General features: G+C 64.7%; 2 protein-coding genes. One reads left to right on the top strand and one right to left on the bottom strand.

Annotation, left to right across the window (positions count from 1 at the left end; translation table 11 throughout):
- The first annotated feature begins 174 nt into the window (after positions 1-174).
- Positions 175-885: a class I SAM-dependent methyltransferase gene (locus BLR02_RS28165; RefSeq protein WP_090665490.1), complete on the top strand. Its 711-nt coding sequence runs from the start codon at positions 175-177 to the stop codon at positions 883-885.
- A 282-nt stretch (positions 886-1,167) separates the two neighbouring features.
- On the opposite strand, the gene BLR02_RS28155 is transcribed toward BLR02_RS28165, so the two are convergent.
- Positions 1,168-1,476, bottom strand: a complete 309-nt coding sequence (locus BLR02_RS28155) for a hypothetical protein (RefSeq protein WP_090665488.1) — start codon at positions 1,474-1,476, stop codon at positions 1,168-1,170.
- Positions 1,477-2,080 lie beyond the last annotated feature (604 nt).

Below are 2,080 nucleotides of genomic sequence, written 5' to 3'. Positions count from 1 at the left end.
TCAACATGGGGGCGGTCCTCTGGCCAGGACGCCTCCACCTTAGCCCGTCGCCCGCTCCGCCGCCTCACCCCGGAAATGGCCAAACTCGAGCTTAGGGTCAGGGAGTAGCTGGCCATGTGCGGGACGGTGCGGCGGTTCCTGTCGTTCTTTCGGGGATGGCTTTAGGATCACTGCATGCAGCAGTCCGACATCAACAGCCAACTTTACCAGATTTTTCTGGACCCGAGCCGCCGCACCCGACAGGTGCACAAGTGGCATCACTACTTTGATGTTTATGAGCGGCACTTCGGAGGGTTCCGAGGCCGCCCAGTGCGGATGTTGGAGATCGGCGTCTACAAGGGCGGCTCATTGGAGATGTGGCGGAAGTATCTAGGCCCCGAGGCCCAGATCATTGGCCTCGACATTGATCCCGCTTGCGAAGCCTACGTGACCGATGGCACGCGGGTTTTCATTGGCGACCAAGCGGATCCGGCTTTCCTGCGTCGCATACTGGCCGAGGTAGGCACGCCGGACCTTGTGCTGGACGACGGTGGCCATACCGCTAACCAGCAGATCGTCAGCTTCGAAACCGTTTACCCGACCATGCCGGAGCACGGCATATACATGGTCGAGGATACCCACACCGCATTCTGGGGTGGCGACTTCGCGGACCGCTACGACGGGCAGTCCTTCCTGGATTTCGCATTCGACCGCTGTCGATCGCTCCAAGAGTGGACCATGCGCCGGAACGCCTTCGACCGGTACGGTACGCCGCCAGACCAACGCGTCGGGCACCCAACCCCAGTCTCCGAGTTCTGCCGGACCACAAAGTCCATTTCCTTCTACGACAGTATCGTCGTCTTCGAGTGCGGCCAGCGAGCAGAGCCGTGGCACGAGGTGAGGTGAGCATTGGCCGGGATGACTCCCTTCGGCCGCCTCCTCCGCATCACTGACTGGCTCGTCCAGGTGCCCGCCGGCAGTCCGAGGCTGACCGCACCATCCACGGGGGCTGAGGCTGCTGGACGGGCTGCCTACCCGCACCATGGGCAGTGGAGCGCGATCGAGCCGCTGGCCATGTGCGGGACGGTGTTGCGGGCTTGGGGGAAGCTGGTGCGGGGCTGAGAGCGGTGTCTCGCTTGCGATCACCCCCGCATCGCAGGTGAGCCGGCGCTGCCGCAGTCACCCCGTTCAGCTCGGCCAGCTGTCGCTTGAGGGTTTCGGCACTAGTACCCCCAGCCGAGCCGCCGCAGCCGCGAGTTGCGCCACGTCGCCCTCTCGCCATTGATGCCGGATCAGCAGCTTGGTCGCCTCGGCCGGCGGCATCCCGAGCGCAGCGCCGATCTTATTGGGCGTGGTGATGCCGCGCTCGTCCAACTCGCGGCTGATCGCCATCCGAAGGCGAAGACTCTTTAGCCGATCGACGTCTCGGCGCCGGCGCTCCTCGGGCGAGATCTTCGACTTCGCGGGCGGCATCTGGTCATCGGGCGGCAGGCTCATGCCAAGGATGTGGTCGTTGCCGCTGCTCGCACTAGACCACTGCAGGGTCGGAGCGGCAGCGCGGATCGATCCCCCGACTGATCTGCGCTGCCGATCTCCGGTTGCGGCACATGGCCCCCCGGCTGTGCCGAGCCCCAACCTGGGAGGGATTTTTCCTTAGCCGTAAGCTATTTCCTAGTTTTTACAGAACAAAACTGTGCATAGCTAAGATTGTAGGCAAGTCGTCCTGATTCTCCCCCACTGGGACGGCTGAAGCTCCGGCGGCTTGATCCCCCCGATTGTCGCCGCCGGAGCGCCTCGAACCCAGAGTGACCCTGGAGCAGGTGCAGCGCGCCGCCGACTGGCTCAGACCATGCGGCTCTCGCCCATGCGCCTTCGCGCGTACTGCTCCACCGAAACCAGCCCATCGTCCCGCAGCGAGACCACGTAGCCGGGCTGCGGTTAGCGAGGAGCACGCTGATGGCGGCCAGCCGCTGGGACGCCTTACCAGAGGTTCCGGTAGAAGGTCTGGGCTGTCGGACCACTGGGGCGACGGTCGGCCCTGCCGGCTGACGGAGGGGCAGCAGGCGACGCTGAAGGCGATCGTGCTGCAGGGGCCAGATCC

The organism is Belnapia rosea (assembly GCF_900101615.1).
GTDB classification, from domain to species: domain Bacteria; phylum Pseudomonadota; class Alphaproteobacteria; order Acetobacterales; family Acetobacteraceae; genus Belnapia; species Belnapia rosea.
This window is presented reverse-complemented; position numbering and strand designations above follow the sequence as displayed.